Consider the following 21,409-nt stretch of genomic DNA (forward strand, 5'->3'; position numbering starts at 1 on the left):
CTCCGCACAAAAAAACACTTGCTACCACGCGCAAACGATTGCGTGTGGACTTGTTACAAAAAAGACTGATGCTCGTGTCTAGTTGGATTGGTGTTACGTAAAAATGGCACTACACTTGGGGTGAATCAGCCTGGTCGACACTATATCTAGTATTTCGTTTGGGTGCCGGCTCTTTTTAAGCAAACGGAGAAAAGATGGCCGGTCCTAGTGCAATTCCCGATCCGCTGACGGCGCGATTTCGCCGCCCCTCGACATCCGATCTGTCCCGTCGCTTTTTCTTTCTGGTTGATGCGATAGCACGTCACCAGGAGCCCACCGCCACCCAGCTCGAGCGATTGGCGTCTTCTTGTAGTGGTCAACTAATCCCGGACACTGCGTTAAGTTTTTCTTCCGCAACTGCCGGCGCCAGTCCGTCATTGAACTGATGCGGCCGTATCCAGTTGTACCGGTGCATCAGGTAGTGGCTGATGTCCCGGTGTGCCTCCTGCGCCGACATGTAGCCCACTGACGGTAGCCATTCGATCTTGAAGCTGCGGAACAGCCTCTCCATCGGGGAGTTATCCCAACAATTTCCTCGACGGCTCATGCTCTGCCGTATCCGATAACGCCAGAGGCGCTGACGGAATTTCCGGCTTGCATATTGGCCGCCTTGATCCGAGTGAAACAGCAAGCCTTGTGGTCGACCACGTTGCTCATAGGCCATCTCCAACGCCTGCACGACGAGATCGGCATCAGGGCGTGTCGAGAATGCCCAGCCAACAACCCGACGCGTGAACAGGTCGAGTACTACGGCCAGATAATGCCAACGGCCCTGCGCCCAGACATACGTGATGTCACCACACCACACCTGATTCGGCGTACCAACCTCGAATTCGCGATTGAGATGGTTCGGGATATCGATCCGCTCGACCGTGGCCTGCTTGTAGGCATGGCCGCCCGGCTGCTTGCAGATCAACCCGAGTTCTTCCATCAAGCGGCTGACCTTGAAGCGGCCAATCGCCGTACCTTCCTCGCGTATCATGCCCATGATGCTGCGACTGCCAGCAGAGCTTCGACTCTCGATGAACAGCTCGTGTACCCGGCTACGCAGTGCCATGCGCTCGGCATCAACGCGTCGGGCTCGCCCTCGGTGTGCATACAGGCAGGACCGCGACACGTCGAATACCGCGCAGATCAGCTCGACCGATTCGCTTGCGCCAATCTGATCAATTACTTCGTACGTTCGATGCCTTCCGACATCAAGAGCGCGGTAGCCTTTTTTAAAATGGCCTTCTCACGCTCGAGGCGTTCGATACGCGCCTCGAGTCCCTGAATACGCTGTTGATCCGGCGTGATTGCCTTGCCCTGCGGCGTGACGCCCTGGCGTTCCATCTGAAGTTGCTGCACGCAGCGGCGCAGCACCGTCTCGCCGACGCCGACCGAGCGGCTTGCTTCCATATGGCTATAACCCTGGTCGAGCACCAGACAGGCGGCTTGCTGTTTGAACTCCGGGGAAAACGTACGTCGTTGCTTGCTCATCAGACACCTCTTCATGGCGACCATTCTCGCCTAAATCAGTGTCCGGATTCATTAGACCACTACAGGCTGTGTCGTCGGTATGTCGTTTGATCCTGATGCAATGCAGGCCGAATTCATCGACATCTGGCGGTATCACCGCTATGTGTGAAATTTAGTCGCCGCGGAGACGAACGGCACGGATTCCAAAGGAGCGCGGAGTGTCTCCAAGATCGGGGCAGCTAAGGCGGATCTGAATCGCTTGGGCCGGCGTGGCTTGATACAGATTCAATGGGCCTGCAGCGTGAAACTGCAAGCCCAGAGAGTGTCCGTAGGGCTACCGATCGCTACGCTGCGGTGATCATTCAGCGATCAAGAAGCGATCACGTTTCTTACCCTTGATCCATGACGGTTCGCGGCCACGCCCGCTCCACGTCTTGCCGGTTTTCGGATCCTGATACTTCGGCGTCGCGGGCTGGCTACCATTCGCGCTACGTGTGCGCTTACGGCCGAAGACCTGTTCCGGCGTGAGACCATACTCTTGAATACGGGCGCGAACTTCTTCGAGCACGGTCTCTAGTTCGGCCTGCCGAGCTTCTTCCGCCTGCACGAGCAGTGCATCAGCCTTGGCTTTCAACTCTTGATAGGTGGCCATTCTTCACTCCACGTGGTTAAAAGAAACAGTATTGAAATGGTCGCTTCGAGGCGTCCAATTCGGCGCGACGCATCATGTCTGCGGCATGCCATTGTTGGCAGTCCAATCAGAACGATTGCACAATTCTCTCATCGTTTGGACCAGGAGTCGATCATTTATCACCTCCGAGGCCGCGAATTTGGTTGTGAATCGAAGCCGTACATCGGACTATGGCGTTTGGGTATGCAAATTGCCGTCGATCATCAGCGAATTGGCGGGTGGTTGCACGTCGAGCACCACGTACAGTCAACCGCTCTGATCCGCCAGGGCACGGGGCTTCGATATTGGATTGCGTTGGCGGCACAATGAGGATATCTATTTTGTGATCGAGAAGGTAAACCAAAGCGCAAAACTTCAGACAAGCCGCGTTATTTTTTTGAGGATGCGCGTGATCTCGTGCAACTGACAGACCAAGTCTGCGCCGATGTTGTGGTTCGATGTTTCGTGTTTTTGATAGAGCTCAAACTAGGCAGACGCGCTGATTGCTGATTGGTGTCCCCCCAATCTTCGCAGTTGACACTGCTGCCTGAAGGAACGAAAAAAGACGCACCGATTTCGGCCGGTCCGGTCAGATCGGTGCATCGGTGGTCCGATTTCTCGTGGTGTGTGGATTACATATCGCCACGTTCGAGGCGAGGTCTGCTATGGAGCAACGCGATAGTGTTTGGCGATCTATTGATTCAAACGCAGGCTTGGCGCCGGCCTGCGATTGCGAGGCTTTGAAGATTCGTTTGCAACGCGCCGAAGCGCAGATTCGTCGTCTCACAAGATGTATTCAACTGAAGGACGAGAAGCTGAGTGAGCTTGGCAAGGCTCTGGCGAACTCGGCGACCGCGCACTATTGCGTTGAAGAGCGATTGCAGCGTGAACTCGATGCGCTACGGATCGATATGCCGGCCGACGTGTCAAGCGAGCCCCACGGTCCAGTTGACGGCGGTTCAATTGGAGGCGGTGTGATCGTTCGGCTGCCTTACCTGACCGCGATCCTGTCGGTGTTGTTTGATGCAATGCATGTGTTTTGGGCCGACTGCGATGACGGTCGCCTGCCAAAATCTTCGACTATCGCCCATGCAATTGACGAACGTCTCGGACTGCGCGCACAGGCAAGCGGCGAAGGTTCGCGCACAGGTCAGGCCTATGCGTCCGCCATCCGGCCGGATTGGGTAAAGGACGCGGATAACCGGCATCACCGCCGGCGATCCACATCCTAATTGTGGTCTTGGATGTCGAGCGCACCAATTCCCGCGGAGCGCGACGGTCACGGCCGGGACGGGATCTATTGCACGTCTGCCGTGCAATGAGCAACGCGTGGCACGGTCCTCAGCGAGCCAGGAACGTTCGACGTGAGCGATCGATGCCACGTGATTGATGATCGGAGGCTCTCGAGGTCGGTTCCAAGGTTGGCGAACGCGACGGCCGTGAGATCAATGGCACAGACCACGAGCGGAGAGGTAGCGGTCTCCGGATGAGGTCCCACATACTGAAGATCGAGGCCAAAGCGGCGATACAGTCGTGCGATTGCCTGGGTGACGACACCAATGATGCGGGTCGCGCCGAGGGACGCCGCGACGGCCATGACATAGGGAAACAGTTGCATGCCCGAACCGGCGAACCGCGATAGCTCCCATACGGTGGGTGACGCGGGAAAATCGAGGTTCGACGAGCGAGGAAGTAGTTCTCGGAGCAGGTACGGGGCGGTAGTTGGCATCAGACGTGCGCAACCACATATCTGCCCTTCCGAAGTGAGTTCAACAATCTGAATGGTGTTTTCGCCATCGAAGTGATCCCATTCCATTGTTTCATTTTCCTTAACATCGGGTAGCGGCCAGCCGAGGCGGCGCACGAACACGTCGTACCGGAACGCACCGAGTCCATCACGAAGTTCAAGTGGCAAGTCGCACAACCTACCCGCGATAATGAGTGGCATTTGCGTTCTCCATCGTTTATCGATGGGCGCCACCGTATCAAGTCGAAGCAACAACCGGAACTAGTTAGGTAGGGAGGGTGGCGAAAATGAATATTGGCAGCGCATTATCCGTTCGAGATTGAAGATCTCTTGCTAGCCAGGAATTATCAATATATGGGATTCGAGAGGCGTGGGGTGTGGTTAAAACACGCCGGCGGCGCGCTTACACACGGAAAGCTTTGACTGAAAATAAGAGAGCTAATCAAGTAGACCGTAATTGGAGGCAATGACGGCGGCTGCTATCCTGCTATTCACGTTCAGGACCTTCATTGCTTCAGCGATATGATATTCGACGGTATGGCGGGATATTTCGAGAATCATGCAGATATCCGACGATGTTTTACCTTGCGCGACCCATGAAAGACATTGGCGCTGACGTGGAGAAAGCTCAACCAATGCCTTTGGATGGGGAGGAGCGAACCGATCCAGCTCCAGGCGAAATAGATTGCTGATTACGCTCGCGAGCTGCCGGCTCGTCCCTGCATTGATACGGGATGACGGTCCTGACAGATTGATGAGCAAAACACTGCCCCCGACCTCACGAATTGGAATGCTCAGCCCGTTTTTGAGTCCGGCGTCGCATGCTTCCACAAGTACATGCCGCTCATTGTGGTTCAGATCGGTAATGTCACCCCAGCGATAAGGTCCGGAGGAGGTAAAAGCCGCTCGATGTACCGGATCGACGACGCCATAGTTGTGCTGTAGATAGTGCTGCACCCAATTGTTGGGATAATGTGAGCAAATTGCCTCCATTGAGATGCTGGGTCTAGAGCGGATGCACGTTAGGGCGATCCGCGTGACGGCATAACATGGAAACCCCAATGGAAGCACCGCATTGCCAAGCAAGTCGGAAAGCGAAGAAATATCCGTTGCATCGGTAAAGAGAGACAGGATTGGCGCCATTCGGGTGGCTAATGTGACATTCCATGGTGGTGGCTTGGACGCTTTTTTGCTTGTACGATGCCGAAATCGCGTTCTCATGACTTCTACCTCGCTTATTGCCTAGTGGCATTCAAGAGGAGTGCAGGATCAGGGCGCCAGCACAGGGTCAGCGACTCCGGAAATTGGTATGGTAGTGGGGCGCTGATTGCCCGTGCACCCGCTATGCGGTGGGCGGGCGTCGGAGGTTACGTCGAGATGGACGTTGGGCGCGTAGCTAATGTAAAGTCTAATGGTTGGGATAGGAACGTCCAATAGATTGTAATAATTTAATGCAGGGTTTAATTTTTAAAGACTGCTGTCCGGAACAGGAGCGATATTGCGACGTATTTGGCGATCGTGTGCCGCGCCATCGGCAAAATTTCCGGAATTCAACGATCGTATTAGCGAACGAAGAGTGCCGCCGCGGAAAATCCTCCCACTCCGCGGGCGCATAGCAGGAAAGGCTTACCGGGAACCAGATCATCGCAGTCGACGAGATTGATGAATGGATCGCTGACCGTCACATGTGCGACGCGAGCAAAGTTGTCAGTAAACAGGCATCGTGGTGGAAGACCAAGCGATGCGACAGTTCGACGCCAGGTTGGCAGATCAAGGTGGGAAGGCAAGATGCGCCGAATCTCGGCTAGGGGCACATTCGCCACAGCGCTCGTTTGCGTCGCGAGTCGACGGGCCGCCAAGAAGTACTGAGCTGCGAAACGCGATTCATCTTCTCCCAGTGTGCCGCGCCAACCTTCTCCACTCGCGTGAAAGGCCAACGAGACCAATCGATTGATCGAGGCATTGCGTTCGACGAGCACGGCAGACGCGCCGTCGCTGAGCAATCCGGCCCCGGCTATCGACCGGTCGCTTGCGAGGGGCATGACGTCTGCGCCGACCAGCAGACCGCGGTTGATGGCCGGACGGGCGGTAAACATCGCGCGAATGATCCGTAGCGCGCCCAGTGATGAAGCGCAATGCTGTTGTGCAAAGGAGAATGCCTCCGCCTGCTCGAAACCAAAGTGTTCGCATAGCAGGCGCGGCAAGGATAGCGGTGGTGGGGCGACGCTCCCCTGAAGCGTATGAACGTAGACGAGAAAGTCGATCGTGTCGGGAGCAAGGCGGGTCGCACGAGTGAGCGATTTGATGGCATTCGCGGCGAGCGAAAGCGCGGTCTGTCCCCGCGCGTCATAGAACAAGCGCACCCCCGCATTTTCGAGGCGTTTGACGGTCTCAACGGACTGCTTCGTTCGTTGGGCCCAACTGCTGACGTCCTCGGCTGGCTCAGGTAGATAGTAAGCGGCATGGACGATCCCGATAGAAGCGCTCATGGCGGATTGAGATATAAGAGCGGGCTGCCGTGCGATTCGAACAGTGCGCAACCGGCAAAACCGCCCAGGCCGATGCCCCACGTCAGGATTCGATCGCACACTGACAGGTCGTGAGATTCGAGTGCATTGGCGAGCTGCACGATAGGTTCGGCTGCGCCTAGATGGGCGCGGCGGCGGTCGGAAAATTCAATGACGCGGCGACTGAGATGTCGGCAAATAGCTTCATCAAGTTGCCGATCTATTCCTGCTCCCACGACGGTGCCAAGGTCGTTTGGTTGAAGCGCGTGTCGGAGCAGTATCGCGTCGATCGTCGATCGCAACGCCGGGACCCAATCTGTGCGGATATCTAGGCTTGAGAGTGGGGCGGGTGTCGCGAACCGGTGGAGGCGGCTGGCGCGTGCGTCGATCACCACCAGTCCGCAAGACGTGGGTCTGGTGCGTTCCACCAGGATGGCACCGGCTGCGTCGCCCTGCACGATTCCCTGATCCGTCCATCGCGAGAACGGCGGACACCACTTTTCTGCAGCGACGATCAAGATGGTGTGGATTTCGGGTTCCGCAATCAGTAGATCACCGGCCAGTTGGAGCGCCGTGAACGTGGAAGCACCCTGCTGTTGCGAGACCGAGAATGGAAAGCAGGGTGTGCCGACTACCGCACGCAGGCGTCCAGCGATCGTTGTGGAAACATGCTCGTTGAGGCTACTGTGACAGAACATTGCAATATCGATCGGCGCTGCGTCGACTGGCCGCCCCGCACATATTGTCTGCGCCACTTTCGCGGCGAGCCCGGATAGATCGGTATCGCGCTCAACCGGCACGCAACGAAATTCGTCCGGCGGTGCGTTGACTGCAGCGCTTCTGGCTGCCGCCGCTTTCTCTGTGGGGTGGGGCGCGTAATCTGCTTTCCACGACGCGACCCAGGCGTGCCAACCGGACTGAATTGGAGCACCGAGCGTCGGCTCGATTCCGCACTCACGATGTACCGCGACTGTGCGCGGCACATAGCTGGCAAGTGCCGTGATCACGGGTGTATTCATGGTGCGCGTGGTAGTGCGAGGTCCTCGGGCAGCAGGTCGTAAAGGAGCCGCCCGACGCGCGTGCCATCGACGAGATGACAGTCTCGTTGCAGTCCGATCAGACGAAAACCCAACCGCGCGAGCAGACGTTGCGACGGAACATTGCAGTCGACAGCCCATGCAGTGATGCACCGCAGCCGGTCACGGACGAACGCTTCATGAAGGAGGTACGTGGCGGCGTTGTAAGCCATATTGACGCAGGCGGGCCGCAACCGGTCGCGAAGGATCCAGAATGAGCCCGTCGCGAGGCGATGCGTGACATCACTAACGGCGACCACACCGCTCGGCACCGGATAGCCAGCCGAACCGAACACGCGTATTCGATGCTGTCTGCTGTAGACCATCGCTTGTACCGCCAATGCGGGCAGGGCTTGGCGGCCGAGCCCGAAGTCGAACCACCGACTGATGGTCGGCTGCGCGAGCCACGCGACGATGTCGTCGATGTCATTCGGCCCTGGTTCGCGTAACCAGCACGTGGCGCACGTTACATGCGTTGCAGCATTGTCCACCGAGGGTTGAAGCGTGCCATCCGTAGGGGCGCAACCGCTCATCCGTCGACCTCCTCATTCGCGACCCGCGGCTCCGCGAGCCAGCCGAGTGCTGTGTCGATGCGCTGCACCAGGAAGGCAAGCCAGTGGCCCGTCTGGAAGCGGGCTGCCGGCGGGAGCCCTTCAACATAACCATGGCCGCCGCAAAGCTGCACGAATTCGCGAGTGACGCTGACAGACTCCGCCGCGACGTGTCGCAGTAACTGACGGACCAGCGAGACCGGCGCCGACGGGCGGGCCGCACTGACAGCCTGCAAAAACAGGTGGCTGCCATGGGTGGCGATCAGCATGTCGGACAATCGCGCCGCGACGAGTTGATGGTTTGACAACGGCTTTCGGAACGCTTGCCGAGTCGCCGCGTAATCGAACGCGAACCGGATGCTATGTTGCATGGCACCCGTCAGGAGCACAGCGAGATAGAGGCCGATTTCCGTCAGGTACGTTTGCGCGGGAGGAGCGCCATCGCTGTCGGCTCGCGTAATCACGGCGAGCAGCGTTTCGGCCGCGGCTTCGTCGGAATGCAATTGCTCCAACACGAGGGCGCCGAGCGTGGCGATGCCTGTCGATCTCGAGGATCGGTGATCACGTGGGCGCTCGGTGAGGAGGAGGCGACGCTTGTCATCTAACCGCATGGTGAGGGGCGCCGTGCGGCCCAGTGGACCGAGTTGCCATATCGTTGCGTTATCTATGCCGGGCACGGACAATGCGATCGCTGCTGTGCCATCGAAATACGCTTGAACAGGCCGAGCCAGAACCGAACCGAGCGCATTGTGTGTCCGGAGCACCATGAGCGCGGGTGCTGTCAGCGTCAACTCCAACGCACGCTCAAGCGGTCCGGCGGCGAGCGCTTCGACAACAAGTGCCAGGCCGTGACGGTCGATTCCCAGGCCGCCGGATTCCTCGGGTAAAACCATTGCTCCAAGATCAAGTGTTGCGGCTGCGAGTCTGACGGTTTCTTGCCACGCTGCTACGCTGGGTGAACTGGCTAGCAAGGGCTCCAGTCGGTCGCGCGCGAAGCGTTGGCTCGCGATATAGAGGTTGCGTTGATCATCGGTCAGTGTCCAAGGCGCCGGAGCTGGCCCCGGCGGGAAGGAATCAGGGGAGAACATCACAATCCTCCACAAAGAACGAGGGTGGTCAGACGAGCATCTCGATCGCATCAGGGTGGCCGAGAAAGTCCCTAGGGCTGGCCGAGCGTCCATACGCACCCGATTGGAAGACGACCACAAAGTCTCCAATGCGAGCCTCGGGAAGCAGCACGTCGTCGGCGATCCGATCAAGTGGCGTGCACAGGCATCCGACAATGTCGCAGCGCTCCGTTGGGGCTTGTGTCTGGCGATTCGCGATGGCCACCGGAAAATTGCGACGCAGGACCTGCCCGAAATTACCGGATGCAGCCAGATGGTGATGCAGTCCGCCATCGGTGATCAGGAATGTTCGATCGCGGGATACCTTGCGATCGATGACGCGGCAGACATAGATGCCGGCTTCCCCGACCAAATAGCGTCCAAATTCCAGGACCGCGCGCGTGTCCGGCAAACGGCTGCGGAACAGGCCGAGCCAATCGTGCATGGCATCGGTGACCGCAGCGAGGTCGAGTGGCGTTTCTCCCGCGAAATAGGGGATGCCGAAACCGCCTCCGAAGTTCACGTATTGCGGGGCGAGCGACAGGCCCGCGGCCAATCTCACGACGAGATCCGCGCTTTTCCGTTGAGCCTCGATGACGGTCGGGGCGTGCAGGCACTGGGACCCCCAGAAAATATGAAAACCGGCCAGCTTCACTTCTCTCGCATCGAGCTCGCGCAATAACGCGGGTACCCGCTCCGCGTCGAGCCCAAAAGGGGTGGCGCCGCCGCCCATGCGCATGCCGCTGTGATTGACGTGAAAGTCCGGGTTGACTCGAATGGCGACCTTCGGCTGCACGCCGAGCTCCCAGCCGAGTGCTGTCACGAGGTGCAACTGGGTGATCGATTCGAGGTGTATGTTGACACCGCTCGCGACGGCGCGACGCAAGTCGTCGCGGCTCTTGCCTGGGCCTGCGAAGCCGATCAGTTCTGCGGGCATGCCCGCATTCAGCGCAAGTGCCATCTCGTTGGCCGATGCCACGTCGAACCCATCCATCTGTGGCGCGAGGTGATGGACGACCGCGGGCATTGGGTTGGCCTTGATCGAGTAATGGAGGTCGATACCGGCTGGCAGCGTATCGCGCAGCGTGCATACACGCGCGTCGAGCATTGCGCGATCATAGGCGAAGAACGGTGTGCGCCCTGCGCGATCGGCCAGGCGATTGATTTCAACGCCGCCGACGGTGAGGATGCCATCGCGCTCGCCAAACAGTCCGTTCATGATTGGCTCACTTCGGCGGCGGCGTCCGGATTGGAGAAGGCGGCGCGCAATGCGGCTCGATCGAATTTCCCGTTGGGGTTGCGCGAAACTGTGTCGCGAACCACGATGCGCTGCGGCACCATGTAGCGCGGCAGATGTTCCACACACCAGGCCTGAAGCACTTGAGCATCGAAGCCATTGGCGACCGGCACGACCAACAGGACGATCGCTTCACCAAGTTCATCGTCAGGGATGCCTAGGGCAAGCGCTTCCGTGACAAGACCGCTGTCGTGAACGACTTCTTCGATCTCTTCCGGGCTGATGCGATAACCAGAACTCTTGATTTGGGCGTCGTTGCGCGCGACGAAGTACAGGAATCCTTCTGCATCTCGCCGTACCAGATCACCTGACCAGACAGCACGATCTCGCGGCGCGCCACCGGGTTTCAGCTCGGGCGAAGGGCGATAGCGCTGGGCTGTGCGCGTCGCGTCATTCCAATAACCGAGCGTGACGCAGGCTCCAACATGGACGAGTTCTCCGGTTTCGTCTGGTCCACAAGGCGAGCCATCATCGCGAACGACCAGAATTCGGGCGTTAGGGACGGCTTTCCCGATGGAGTCGGGGCGACGATCGACCTCTGAGGGGTCGAGAAACGTGGAGCGAAATGCCTCGGTCAGGCCATACATTAGATAGGGTTTGGCCTGTGGAAACAATGCTCGGAGTTGCTGCAAGACGGGCGCCGGCAGCTTGCCGCCGGTATTCGCAAAGTAGCGCAGCTTTCGGCGTGCCGTTTCGGGCCAAGCCGCACGGGCCAGTTGCATCCATAAGGGCGGCACACCCGTGATTGCTGTAATACGTTCGCTCGCGCACGCATCAATGACGTCTTGCGGTGCAAGATAGTTGATGAGCACGGCCGTGGCCCCCACGGCCCATGTGGATGTGAGCTGGCTCAGGCCAGCATCGAAACTGAGCGGCAGGGCCGCGAGGATTCGATCGGATGAGGCGTGGTTCAGATAATGGGCAACGCTCCAGGCACCCTCGAGCAGGTTGCGGTGGCTTAGCATGACGCCTTTTGGCAGTCCGGTCGAGCCTGAGGTGTACAGGATGGCGGCCAGATCCGTGTCGACATTGGCTGGCGCTGGTGATCGTGGTGGATTTTCACTATCCCGTTCCGTGCGATTTCCGCTTGCGGACTCGGGCCAGCTTTGAACGTGCGTTGTTGATCGGAGATGTCGGCTTGCGGAGCCTGCATCGTCCACAATGATAGTGTTGGAAACGCCGGTAAGACCATGTTCGTCAAGGACCCGCGCGCGCAGCGCGCTGGTAATCAGGCAATCGGCACCGGAGTCGAGCAGGATGTGAGCAACCTGCTGGGGTTTGAGGAGCGGATTGATAGGAACGAACACGCATTGCGCGGCAGCTGCACCAAGCATCGACACGACGGTTTCGATACGTTTGTCCAGATAGATCGCAATGCGCGCGCCGGCCGTGAATCCAAGCGCGGAGAGCGCATTGCCCATGCTTCGCGAGCGGTGAGTCAGGTCCTGATAGGTTACTCGGGCGGAACCGCAGACGAGAGCTTCCGCGTCAGGTTTGCGGTTTGCAGCGGCTTGCACGAGGTCGAGGACGTTTCTCATGATGGTATCCGGATCGAATGTCGAGCGTTGAAAGGAAATCGTTCAGGTGATCAGTGGCGGACCACCATGGCACCGAAGCAGCCAGCGAGGCCACACGAGAACAGCAGCGACCAGCCGCCCGGTTCCCGGTTCGAACATGTCTGGAAGTTAATGAAGGGGTCCGCGCCAAAGACGTGACCGATTGACGCGAAGTTCGCCGTGAAGAGCCGCTCACGAGGAATGGAAAGCATTGTCATCAGCCTGAACCAACCCGGAAGATTGGCGTGATGAGGCAGTACGTGCGTAATCTCGCGTGTCGTGATGCCTGCTTGTTGAATGGCGGCCCGCATGGTCGTGAATGCAGACCAGTAGTACCGGTCGTCGGGAACCGGCTGCAGATCCTCGTCGGTGCCGCGGAAGGATCGTCCGTCTGCGTACACGTGCAGGCCCGCAATGGCGTTTCGATGACCGTCTCGTTCGAGCAATAGCGCACAAGCACCGTCACTATGGAGGGCAAGATCCCGAATTGCTCGCAGTCGGTCGCAGTGGGATCCGATCACATCGGCGCAGACCACAATTGCGCGCCGGATGGAGGGCCGTCGCATGGCGAGCGCCTGCAACACACGGATCGCGGCCATTGGCGAGACGCAGTGCTGCTGCGTGACTGAAAATGCGAGCGCGCGGTTCAGATTCAGTTGGAACTGGATCTGTTGCGTAGTACTGGCAGGCGGTGCGATAACGCTGCTCTGAATCGTGTGTGTGTACACGAGCGCATCGATCGTTTCATGCGCTATTCGGGTGTCGCGTAGCAGGGACGATATGGCGTCAACGGCGAGCGTCACGGGCGATTCGCCAGCCGCGTCGTGGAACTGCGTTACGCCGTTTTCGATCAGTGCGCGCGCGCGAATCGACGGCTGACCACATCGCTCCGCCCAGCGATGTGCATCCACAGTTCGATCCGGCAGACTGAATGCGATGCCAGCCAGTGCAAGCGAGCTAGGCCGTTGCGACACGATCATGATCCACCTCCACGATATTCAAGGAGAGCGCAACCGGCCTGTCCTTGGAAGCCGGCGGACCAAACGAGGGCATGTTGTCCCTTGCTAGGGTTGATCGACCGCAGCAGCGCGTCGAGCCGTGCAGGCGTGTCGGCGGCGCAGAAATGGCCAGGCGCGTCCATACGTATGTGGCAGACCCGTTCGGGCCGCAGTCCGCAACGCGTATTGATTTCGCGAGCCAGTCGAGTGTCGATTGGCGCTGGAAGGACCCAGTCGACATTCGCAGGTTGCAAATCCGCGCCTGAGCAAGTCTCGCTAATGACGTCCGTGAGCGTCAATGTGTAGACGGGTTCGCGCTCACTTGCGAGCGGTGGGATCCCACCGACGCTCACCCAGAACCAGGGCGCGGAGTTCACGATCGTGATTGCGCGCGATCTCGACTTCGGGTCGGTGTATGTCCTGCAGCCGGAGGGCACGCAATGATGATTCACTCGCCCCAGTTAGATGCGTCGCGCGACTCGGTGCTCGCTCGGTTACCCGACGACGCATCCGTGCGCGAACTGATGCGACCGTTCGCGCCGCTGCTCGACGATCCCGACGTGACTGAACTGGTGATCAATCGGCCGCAGCGCGTTTTGACCGAGAACTCGGTCGGTTGGCACGGCCACGACTACGCGGATCTCGATTTCGACCGGCTGATGTCATTCGCGGTGTCGGTAGCCACCCTGACCAATCAGGAAGTATCGTCGCAGTATCCGATTCTGTCGGCGCTGTTGCCGGACGACGCGCGTATCCAGATCGTGGTTCCGCCGGTCGTGCCGGCGCGGACGGTGTCGGTCACGATTCGCCGTCCGTCCCCAGACGAAAAGACGCTCGACGCATGTCGCGACGAGGGATTGTTCGACGATACGGTATGGCGCAGGCCGGACGGACTCGATTCAGCGCTGCCGTCCTTGCGCGCCGAAGACCGGAAGCTCGTCCAGTGCCTGGAAGAGCATGATTGGGGCGCATTCTTCGAGCGCACTGTCACGGGCAGGCTCAACATCGCAGTGGTTGGCAATACGGGGTCAGGCAAGACCAGCTTCATGAAGACCCTGTGCCGCTCGATTCCTGCGACCGAGCGGATCGTGACGATCGAGGACGTCCGGGAGCTATTCATCCGGCACATCGAGAACTGCGTGCATCTTCTATACAGCAAGGGCGGGCATGGTCACGCGCAGGTGACACCAGCGGACCTGATTGCAAGCGCGATGCGTATGCGTCCGGATCGCGTGCTGTTGGCCGAACTGCGTGGTGCTGAAGCTTACGACTTCCTGAAGCTTCTGACGACAGGACATGCAGGGTCGATCACGAGCTATCACGCGCCCAATGTGACCGTCGCGATCGAGCGATTCGCGCTGATGGCAAAGGAACATCCGGAGGCCGTCGCCTGGGACGATGCCGCACTCAAGAGGTTGCTGTTCCTGACAGTCGATGTCGTCGCGCATATGGAATCACGCCCGGTGTTCGACGTAGAGGGTAAACAGACCGGGCGGCGCTGGGGCATAACCGAAGTCTGGTTCGATCCGGTGCGTAAGGCACGCACCGCGTTTGTATAGGCGGCGGCCATGGATCATCCGTCTTCTCCTTTGCGCCAGCATATTCGGATAGCTGTAGTGACGTTGGCCACGCTAGCTTGCTTGGTGGCTGGACTGGCAGCGTCGCTCTGGCTCGCGTCATTCCTCTTCTATGCCAGCCTGCGCATTAATCCGCTGCACGCGGGACTGTGGGGTTGGCTCGATGCGGTGCTGATGTGGCGAGACGGAATGATGCCGAACGTCGGGCGCAAGCTGGTGGGATCGGCGCTGTTTGCTGTGCTCGGGTCCTTGGGTGGTCCGGCATTAGGCGTTCATGCGCTATGGGCGAGCTCGCGTCGACGCCGCTTGTATGGCAGTGCGCGCTTTGCGAATGAATCGGAAATCCGGCAGGCGGGGCTGCTATGACGACGCACGCCCACCTCAATCCGTCCCCTGCGATTGTCGTGGGGGTATGGCGCGGCCGCTATCGTTGGTCGATTGACGCCGCTGCGATGGAGGCGGGGCAGCTGGTGGTACATGTTGACGTGCCGCACGGAGATGGGGTGCTGGCACTCACGGCCAGTTACCCGGATATGTATCCATACTTCGTGCCAGCGGTGACGACGGATCCCGGTCAGTTTCAGCGCCACCAGCACCCTCTTGGGCAAAATCTCTGCCTTTTGGCGCGAGAGGGAGAGGAGTGGCGTCCCGGGCACGATTCGCTGGCGACGCTGATTCAGGAGCAGTTGCCAGCGATTTTGGAAGTTAACAACAGTAGCGCAGCTGCTGAGGCCATCGCGAAAGCAGAGGATCATGTTGGCGAGCCTTTGTCGTCGTTCTTGCCGTATGCGGTGGAATGTGCGGTCGTCGTTCCGGACGAAACCCCGCCGGCGGAGGTGTCAGCAGGGCGGCTTAACCTACTGCTTCGTGCTGCGCCGCCCGGATGGTCAGATCGGTGTTTCGTCAATGGCGTCGTTGCGTCGATAAGCGACATGCACAACAAGCCACTCGTGACTTTCGCGGCGAAGATACCGGCCTTCGCAGTCCGTTCGAACGGTTTTTGGCTGAGGCTGGAGAAAAGGCCGGAGGTCAGTTCCTTCGAGACCGCCGCGCAAGATGTATTCCGCCAGATAGAAGCTAAGCTTCCTGAACTGGGGAAAATGCTTTCGTCTGCGAAGCGGGGCGACGTCATCGTAGTCGGTGTGGTTTATCCCGACGAAGTGTCCTGGCGGCACTCCGCGGATGACTGGATATTCTTGTCCGTACGTGTGACGCGAGAAGCAAAGCGATCGCGTCCGGCTGTCTTTCGCGTGGACTTTGTGCGAGCGGATTGGGGAGGCCAGCAAGCTTGGCTGCGGCGCGCGCCATTTTTGACACCGATGCGCGACAAGGCCGCGTTGATTGTTGGGCTAGGCAGCTTGGGATCGCCCGTCTGTCTCCAACTGGCAAGGGCAGGAATCGGCCGGCTTGAACTCGTCGATTGCGATAACTTGCAGGTCGGAAATACGGTGCGGTGGGCGTTGGGATGGCAGTACGCAGGGCTCCAGAAGACGACCGCTCTGGCGTTGCACATCGGCAATGAGTATCCATACACGACCGTGCGTGGCTGTAATCTTCGCATCGGAGTGCCCTCCGGAGACAATCGCGTTTCTGAATATGCGATCCTCCGGCAGCTGGCGACCGAGGCAGATATCGTCATTGACGCAGCCGCGAATCACCGGGTAAGTCACTTCCTGGCAGATCTCGCTCGTGAGCTCGGGAAGCCGTATGTTTGGCTGACGACGACGCACGGCGCTGCAGGCGGCATCGTCGGTCGAATCAGGGCGGGCAGTTCGAACGGCTGTTGGCATTGTTTTCTTCGCGGTCTCGAGGATAAGACGATCCGACTGCCGGCAGATGCCGGTACAGATGAAATCCAGCCCGGCGGGTGCTCCCAACCCACGTTCATTGGTGCAGGGATCGATAGTGATGCGATCGCCAACCTCGCCAGCCGTTTGGCGGTCGCGACTCTATGTTCGGGAGCGCATGACGGATATCCAGACTTTTCGTGGGACGTCGCGGTTGCCGATATCCAGAGAGAAGGGATGTCAATTGCGCCTGATTGGACGACTTATGTTTTGGCTGCGAGACAGGACTGTCTGGTCTGCAGCTCGCGGGTATGAGCCAGCTTTGGATTGACGCGCCCGCGCTCGACGAGATGCTTGATGAGGCTCGCCGCGCGTATCCGCTCGAAACGGGGGGCATCCTAGTTGGATATGTCGCCAGTAACAATGAGCCGGTTGTTCAGCACATTATCGGACCAGGACCGGCCGCCCGGCACAAGCGCCAGCGATTTCACCCCGATCATGACTGGCAGTGCCATCGGCTCGACGATATTTTCGAGGCATCATCGGGACGCGCGGTTTATCTGGGAGACTGGCATACGCACCCTGATGGAAGGCCACATATGAGTTGGCTCGACAGGCGAACACTACGCGGCATCGCCCGACATCGAGAGGCAGAGCTTGCACGCCCATTGATGCTCATCGGCGGCGGCGGGCCCGAAGGTTGGGATTGGCGAGTGCATCGGTACGTCAGCGATTGCATAGCCGGTTTCGACATTCGGTACGACGTGCTCGATATTCGGGCATACGCGGCCTGATTCGGTACGGCTCGGTGCCGGGCTGCCGATGCCTTAACGGCACGCAGGCTTCTCATGGCCGTGGGCGAGACGACACTCTGAATTTTGTGAACTTAAATCGACATATTAATAAGGATAACGTATGAAACACGTAAATGTTGACATCGTGGGAAATGGGAATGTTGTCGGAAATGGTAACCGCACTATCAGCGTTACTAATAACACGCGGATTAACAATAATGGAGGGTCTGGCGGATCGGGTGGTAGTGGCGGTGGCGGGGGCGCGGGTGGAGAGATTGCCGTCCTCGCAGCCGTGGTATCGGTCATCATGTGCTGGCTGTACGTGCGACACATCGATGGAATCTATGACGTCCTTACGAAGGCTGCGCTTCTGTCGAGTTTGCCCATCCTGCCTCTTGTCATCGGATTTCTCTGGCGACTTCGCACTGAAGAGGGAACATGGGGGGATATGGTCAAATTGTTTATCAACCCTGTTGTTACGATCATCGTTTTGAGCTTGCTCAACTTCGGTTATGGGCGATTGGACGGGCACGTTATTCAGATGGCAACTCATATGCAGGCGCGTGACTTTTGGAACGGCCTATCGGAATACGGACATCGCGTAGTGTTCGAGAACATCGTTGGAACGGCCGCGATTGTGGGTGTCTTGCTTTCGAATGCGTTGATGGCAGTTTTCCAGTGCGCGGAAAGTATGGCTCGGATTACTGGAAGCGTGATGGCCGTCAGGCTGGTTGGTCTCACATTCAATTTCAGGCCGGCCCGTATGGTCGTGGTCTTTGCTGTATTTCTTGGAGGTTCGTTCTTGGCTTTCTCAGGTAAAGGCTTTGATTGGTGGTCATCTACCGTTGGGGGTATCACGGCTGCTGCTTTAAAGGGGTAGTCAAACAGCGTATCCGGCCATTGCCATTGAACGATGAATTTCGGATTTTTGGCCGGCCCGGGTGCAGTACCGTTGGCGAAGTAACTAAATCGCCAACTCCAGCGGGGCCCATCGGGCGATGATGCTCGATCGCCAGTAAGGCGCCGCCCCGCCGGGCGGCTCAATAGCCACGATCATGAGCCTGAATACCCCTGACCTGAACCGCCCCGGATTTTGTGGAGACTTCAACTCTTAAGGGAATGGAGCGAATCGAAGGCAGCCAATGGTGTACCAAGGTCGAGGCCGCCTGGAATCCCAAATGGATCGGCACGATGCGGTGCCGGGAGCTCCGCGTCTCCGGCGACCGTCTGGAGGTGCTGACTCCATGGCGGCAGATGCCGAACTGGCCCGCCACCACGCGGTCCATCATTACCTTCGAACGAGACACGCCGAATCCGGCGAGGTAGGCGGTCGGGTGCGTCGGACGCCGCCGTCACACCGTACTGACAATCTGACGCTTATCCACGATGAACGTCAGACCGTCCAACCGGTTCGTTGTAGCCGACCCTCGCCCGCACAATGACTCAAGACGGCGGCAATCCGAAAGCCGCCTTTGTCAACGGCCCCAATGCAGCACTGGAGTCAAAGCTGTGAGCTTGGCGAGCAGCGGGAGGTACATTGGTGGTGCGATGCGGCTGGAGGCTACTCTTGCTTTTTGCTTTTCCTTACCATAAAGTAAGGAATGGGGAGGTGTCACCATGACAGCCGCAACTATTACTTCAAAGGGCCAGATCACGATTCCAGTGGCCGTGCGCAATCAGCTTGGTTTGGAGGCCGGCGACCGGATCGAATTCAGCTTCAACGAGGCGACAGGCCGGTACGAGATCTATCCGGCCACGCGCTCGCTCGAGGCCCTTAAGGGCATTGTGAAGAAGCCCGCGAAACCGGTGTCGATTGACGACATGAATCAGGCCATCGCCGAGCAGGGGGCATCAGCGCGATGATCGGACTGGATACAAACGTGCTAGTCCGCTACTTCGCGCAAGACGACGAGATTCAGTCGAAGAAGGCGACGGCACTGATGGAGTCCCTGTCGCCCGAGCGGCCGGGATATGTTTCGCAAGTCGCATTAATCGAGGTCGTCTGGGTACTTGGGCGCTGCTACGGTGTCGAACGAGAGCAGATGAAGGACATCGTCGAATCAATGATCGGGACCAGAGAACTGGTCGTCGAAAGTGCTGACACGGTACGTAAGGCACTTCGAGTTTTAGCATCTTCAAAGGCGGATTTCGCGGACTGCTTGATCGAGCGTTCGGGGCATGTAGCCGAGTGCGAGTACACGGCTACTTTCGACGTGTCGGCCTCGAAGGTCGCGGGGATGCAGTTGATCAAATAATCGTGCCGACGGCCAATACACTGAGAAAGGAAATGATATGTTCACCAGAGCTCGAGCGGAACTTAGGGAACTCGTAACTCTCGTGGCGGAAATCGAACGCTACGACGCGACGCTGGCTGCCAAGCGCGACATCATTCCGACCGAGGAGTCGCGGCAAGAGCGACGTCGCAAAGAGATGCGAAAACTCGAACTGCTCGATAAGTACGAACTCGCTTAAGGAAGCGGAACTGATGGAACAGATTTACACCATTGACGTCTCGACGGCTGGCGACACCGTATGGGTGACAGGTCATGATGGGTCATGTGTCGGGCGATTCAGCAAGCGTTTTGGCGTAGACGTACATCGGACCGTAACCGAGCAGTTGGCCGGCGCGGACCAGTGCCTGCATTGCACGCACGAGGCGGCTGGTACTGAGGAATGGCGTGCCTTCCGTGAAGCAGTCCTGATGCATCATGGGATTGACGTACCGGTTGACACGATCCGGTTTTGAGCGAGGAAATGCTATCTATGTATCTCGGAGCAATCTCGATCCGTTGCCAGTATTGTGGCCGCCCAGCATTGTGCAATGCGAGCAAAGGCATGTGGTGTGGGCACTGCCAGAACGGCACAGTGCGATAGGAGGGCGAGCGATGATTTCCGCGAGTGCAAAACTAGGGCAAGACATGTGGAACGACTGTAGCCGACCGAGGCGCGAGCAAGAAGCAAAGGCTCAGGAATTGGCTCTGGTGAAGTGCCCACGCGTGGTGTCGGCGTATGCCATCGATGTAGCGGTCGTTTATGACGAAGCCGCCGGATTATGAAAACACCTGGCAAACCATGTGCATCGTGCCCCTGGCGTCGTGCCGCGGGCGCGGCAGATATTCCAAACTTCGATCTCGACCTAGCCGAAAAGCTGGCTGATACGTGCCCTGATCACCGGGGCATGGGACCGGATTTTGGCGCTAGTATGTTTGCGTGTCATCAATCACGGCAAGGGGAGGAATTCGCATGTGCTGGCTGGTTGGCCAAAGTCGGACACTGCCATCCGGCAGTGCGCCTTGCTGTGACTTCTGGTCGGCTTGATCCAGCGGCACTTGAGCCTGGCGTGGACTGGCCGGCACTGCATGAGAGTTATCAGGAAGTGCTGGACAAGTTGCGTGAAACTTCGAATTCCGAGGGCGGGGTCACCGGAGACGAGCGGGTTGTCAAAATCGGCTGATACAACGTCAGCCATTGTTCACCGATGCCACCTCGCGGGATTGCATCACTGTTCGCCAGACTGCCAGTGTTCGGCGTGCCGTTCTCGGATAGTCGGGTGGGCACGCGTTGCGGCAACTGATGGCATCGAAGAGACGAGTAGTTCGGATGCTGCCGACTTCCAACGCTCGCCGGATATGAGGTTTCGTCGCGTCCGCTTTTTAGTGTTTTTTTAGTGTTCGGACTGGGGTAAGGGAAGTTTGGTTTTAGGGGATCGAGCGCAAAGCCTTGCTGGTATTGCCCCGGGACACAGCCACGATTCAAAGTTAAATGAATTGTGAAGGTTGGGGGCGTCGGGCGGCGATGGCATTCGTCCAGGCTCCAACTGGCAAGGGCCTGCGCGTGGGTGAGCCGCCGATGTTGTCGAGCACTTGTTCCGTGGCGCGATTTCTATGGTCTTTTTACTGTCGTCGAGCGGCGCGATGAATACAGACTTTGGCTTGCCGGTCGAATCGGACAGGGACACGGGCGTTGTTTGACTGCGGTCGTGCGTCATCGCCTCCGCATGGCGCGGCATGCATCAACCGCAACCGCGCGCTGGCCGTACCGGGCGCGAAGCGCATGCTGCGCGCGGACCGGCTCGACGCCATCGCGCGCGCCCGAGCGAGTGCGACACGCTATTTCGCGGAACCGTGTCGCGCGTCTATCGGCTCTGCCGAGACCTGCGCCGGCGGGGATGCTGGACCGAACCCGTACCGGCCGCCCGTGCGCCGCATCCCGATGGATGCGCGACAGGCGGCCGGCCGCAGCGTTG

At 58.8% G+C, this 21,409-nt stretch carries 23 protein-coding genes; 10 read left to right on the forward strand and 13 right to left on the reverse strand.

Features of this window, described 5'->3' with window-relative positions; translation table 11 throughout:
* Positions 1-355: 355 nt before the first annotated feature.
* A protein-coding gene (locus DFS13_RS33120) for an IS3 family transposase (RefSeq protein WP_111442651.1) occupies positions 356-1,518 on the reverse strand; the annotation gives its coding sequence in 2 pieces (ribosomal slippage) (positions 356-1,263 and positions 1,263-1,518; 1,164 coding nt in all).
* 337 nt (positions 1,519-1,855) lie between these two features.
* Positions 1,856-2,149 carry an H-NS family nucleoid-associated regulatory protein gene (locus DFS13_RS33130; RefSeq protein WP_059620058.1) on the reverse strand — a complete coding sequence of 98 codons (294 nt, stop codon included), beginning with the start codon at positions 2,147-2,149 and terminating at the stop codon, positions 1,856-1,858.
* 683 nt (positions 2,150-2,832) lie between these two features.
* Between DFS13_RS33130 and DFS13_RS33135 the strand changes: the two genes are divergently transcribed.
* Positions 2,833-3,399 (forward strand): hypothetical protein, encoded by a 567-nt coding sequence (locus tag DFS13_RS33135; protein ID WP_166677944.1) that lies wholly within the window; start codon positions 2,833-2,835, stop codon positions 3,397-3,399.
* A gap of 65 nt (positions 3,400-3,464) precedes the next feature.
* On the opposite strand, the gene DFS13_RS33140 is transcribed toward DFS13_RS33135, so the two are convergent.
* The 10 genes from DFS13_RS33140 to DFS13_RS41255 all read right to left on the reverse strand — a co-directional run bounded on the left by DFS13_RS33140 (position 3,465) and on the right by DFS13_RS41255 (position 13,382).
* On the reverse strand, positions 3,465-4,115 hold the full coding sequence (locus DFS13_RS33140; RefSeq protein ID WP_181461636.1) for an acyl-homoserine-lactone synthase: 651 nt from the start codon (positions 4,113-4,115) through the stop codon (positions 3,465-3,467).
* 237 nt (positions 4,116-4,352) lie between these two features.
* A complete protein-coding gene (locus DFS13_RS33145) occupies positions 4,353-5,057 on the reverse strand; it encodes an autoinducer binding domain-containing protein (protein ID WP_241308723.1) in 705 nt (234 codons plus the stop codon).
* 419 nt (positions 5,058-5,476) lie between these two features.
* Positions 5,477-6,403, reverse strand: a complete 927-nt coding sequence (locus DFS13_RS33150; RefSeq protein ID WP_111442654.1) for a 3-oxoacyl-ACP synthase — start codon at positions 6,401-6,403, stop codon at positions 5,477-5,479.
* Positions 6,400-7,440, reverse strand: coding sequence for a 3-oxoacyl-ACP synthase (locus DFS13_RS33155; RefSeq protein ID WP_111442655.1), 1,041 nt, complete (start codon positions 7,438-7,440; stop codon positions 6,400-6,402). The genes DFS13_RS33150 and DFS13_RS33155 overlap by 4 nt, the downstream gene beginning before the upstream one ends.
* Entirely contained in the window at positions 7,437-8,030 is a 594-nt protein-coding gene (locus DFS13_RS33160; protein ID WP_111442656.1) for a GNAT family N-acetyltransferase, read from the reverse strand. Before DFS13_RS33160 ends, DFS13_RS33155 begins: the two co-directional genes overlap by 4 nt.
* Positions 8,027-9,136 (reverse strand): acyl-CoA dehydrogenase family protein, encoded by a 1,110-nt coding sequence (locus tag DFS13_RS33165; protein WP_111442657.1) that lies wholly within the window; start codon positions 9,134-9,136, stop codon positions 8,027-8,029. The genes DFS13_RS33160 and DFS13_RS33165 overlap by 4 nt, the downstream gene beginning before the upstream one ends.
* Positions 9,137-9,164: 28 nt before the next feature.
* Positions 9,165-10,373, reverse strand: coding sequence for a pyridoxal-dependent decarboxylase, exosortase A system-associated (locus DFS13_RS33170; RefSeq protein ID WP_111442658.1), 1,209 nt, complete (start codon positions 10,371-10,373; stop codon positions 9,165-9,167).
* Positions 10,370-11,989: an acyl-CoA ligase (AMP-forming), exosortase A system-associated gene (locus DFS13_RS33175; RefSeq protein ID WP_111442659.1), complete on the reverse strand. Its 1,620-nt coding sequence runs from the start codon at positions 11,987-11,989 to the stop codon at positions 10,370-10,372. Before DFS13_RS33175 ends, DFS13_RS33170 begins: the two co-directional genes overlap by 4 nt.
* A 50-nt stretch (positions 11,990-12,039) precedes the next feature.
* Positions 12,040-12,987: a 3-oxoacyl-[acyl-carrier-protein] synthase III C-terminal domain-containing protein gene (locus DFS13_RS33180; protein ID WP_111442660.1), complete on the reverse strand. Its 948-nt coding sequence runs from the start codon at positions 12,985-12,987 to the stop codon at positions 12,040-12,042.
* Positions 12,984-13,382: a 3-oxoacyl-[acyl-carrier-protein] synthase III C-terminal domain-containing protein gene (locus DFS13_RS41255; protein WP_166677949.1), complete on the reverse strand. Its 399-nt coding sequence runs from the start codon at positions 13,380-13,382 to the stop codon at positions 12,984-12,986. The genes DFS13_RS33180 and DFS13_RS41255 overlap by 4 nt, the downstream gene beginning before the upstream one ends.
* 63 nt (positions 13,383-13,445) lie before the next feature.
* On the opposite strand from DFS13_RS41255, the gene virB11 reads away from it, so the two are divergent.
* From virB11 to DFS13_RS33230, 8 genes are all read left to right on the forward strand, one after another.
* Complete coding sequence (virB11, locus tag DFS13_RS33190) at positions 13,446-14,564, forward strand: P-type DNA transfer ATPase VirB11 (protein ID WP_111442662.1); 1,119 nt, start codon at positions 13,446-13,448, stop codon at positions 14,562-14,564.
* A 9-nt stretch (positions 14,565-14,573) separates the two neighbouring features.
* Positions 14,574-14,948: a hypothetical protein gene (locus tag DFS13_RS33195; RefSeq protein ID WP_111442663.1), complete on the forward strand. Its 375-nt coding sequence runs from the start codon at positions 14,574-14,576 to the stop codon at positions 14,946-14,948.
* Positions 14,945-16,684 (forward strand): ThiF family adenylyltransferase, encoded by a 1,740-nt coding sequence (locus tag DFS13_RS33200; protein ID WP_111442664.1) that lies wholly within the window; start codon positions 14,945-14,947, stop codon positions 16,682-16,684. The genes DFS13_RS33195 and DFS13_RS33200 overlap by 4 nt, the downstream gene beginning before the upstream one ends.
* Positions 16,681-17,163: a Mov34/MPN/PAD-1 family protein gene (locus DFS13_RS33205; protein ID WP_111442665.1), complete on the forward strand. Its 483-nt coding sequence runs from the start codon at positions 16,681-16,683 to the stop codon at positions 17,161-17,163. Before DFS13_RS33200 ends, DFS13_RS33205 begins: the two co-directional genes overlap by 4 nt.
* Positions 17,164-17,284: 121 nt before the next feature.
* Positions 17,285-18,043, forward strand: coding sequence for a hypothetical protein (locus tag DFS13_RS33210; protein WP_134163186.1), 759 nt, complete (start codon positions 17,285-17,287; stop codon positions 18,041-18,043).
* Between the two features lie 737 nt (positions 18,044-18,780).
* Positions 18,781-19,026, forward strand: coding sequence for an AbrB/MazE/SpoVT family DNA-binding domain-containing protein (locus DFS13_RS33220; RefSeq protein ID WP_111442668.1), 246 nt, complete (start codon positions 18,781-18,783; stop codon positions 19,024-19,026).
* Positions 19,023-19,418, forward strand: coding sequence for a PIN domain-containing protein (locus tag DFS13_RS33225; protein ID WP_111442669.1), 396 nt, complete (start codon positions 19,023-19,025; stop codon positions 19,416-19,418). Before DFS13_RS33220 ends, DFS13_RS33225 begins: the two co-directional genes overlap by 4 nt.
* Positions 19,419-19,455: 37 nt before the next feature.
* Positions 19,456-19,635, forward strand: coding sequence for a hypothetical protein (locus DFS13_RS33230; protein ID WP_111442670.1), 180 nt, complete (start codon positions 19,456-19,458; stop codon positions 19,633-19,635).
* An 82-nt stretch (positions 19,636-19,717) separates the two neighbouring features.
* Here DFS13_RS33230 and DFS13_RS40455 read toward each other — a convergent pair whose 3' ends face one another.
* Positions 19,718-19,873 carry a hypothetical protein gene (locus tag DFS13_RS40455; protein WP_166677950.1) on the reverse strand — a complete coding sequence of 52 codons (156 nt, stop codon included), beginning with the start codon at positions 19,871-19,873 and terminating at the stop codon, positions 19,718-19,720.
* 342 nt (positions 19,874-20,215) lie between these two features.
* On the opposite strand from DFS13_RS40455, the gene DFS13_RS41260 reads away from it, so the two are divergent.
* The gene (locus DFS13_RS41260) at positions 20,216-20,617 is read left to right on the forward strand and encodes a DUF6283 family protein (RefSeq protein ID WP_124455045.1); all 402 of its coding nucleotides are present in this window, start codon (positions 20,216-20,218) and stop codon (positions 20,615-20,617) included.
* The last annotated feature ends 792 nt before the right edge of the window (positions 20,618-21,409 follow it).

The organism is Burkholderia sp. 28_3 (assembly GCF_003253915.1).
In the GTDB taxonomy this organism is placed as follows: domain Bacteria; phylum Pseudomonadota; class Gammaproteobacteria; order Burkholderiales; family Burkholderiaceae; genus Burkholderia; species Burkholderia cenocepacia.